Origin of the sequence: Acidovorax sp. FJL06 (assembly GCF_003852545.1) — a bacterium.
Taxonomy (GTDB): Bacteria; Pseudomonadota; Gammaproteobacteria; order Burkholderiales; family Burkholderiaceae_C; genus Acidovorax.
In genome coordinates this window covers 86986-87282 of the sequence record NZ_QAJR01000027.1, presented here as the reverse complement: position 1 = coordinate 87282, position 297 = coordinate 86986, and the positions used below count along the sequence as shown (strand labels likewise).

At 69.7% G+C, this 297-nt stretch carries 1 protein-coding gene; it reads left to right on the top strand.

Annotated features, from left to right (window positions below; genetic code table 11):
* Positions 1-280: AraC family transcriptional regulator (locus DBV10_RS15760; RefSeq protein ID WP_124514559.1), on the top strand; the 280-nt coding region annotated here is incomplete at its 5' end.
* Positions 281-297 lie beyond the last annotated feature (17 nt).

The following is a 297-nucleotide window of genomic DNA, read 5'->3' as shown; positions in this document are numbered from 1 at the left end:
GCGGCGCATCGAGCAGGCCACCACGCTGCTGCGCGACACCGACCTGCCCGTCACCGAGATCGCGTTTGCCACCGGCTGGGAGAGCCTGGGCACCTTCGGGCGCACCTTCCGCGACATCACGGGGCAGAGCCCCAGTGCCGTGCGGCGGGAGGCCCAGGCCAGCGCCACACCCCTGGACCGGGTGCCCGCCTGTGTGTTGAAGGCCGCACAGCGCCCCGACCTCACCACCGCAGTTTTGGAGAAGCGCCGTCGCCTGGCGGAAGGTACAAACCCGTCCTAGAGCCTGTTCAAGGTCTT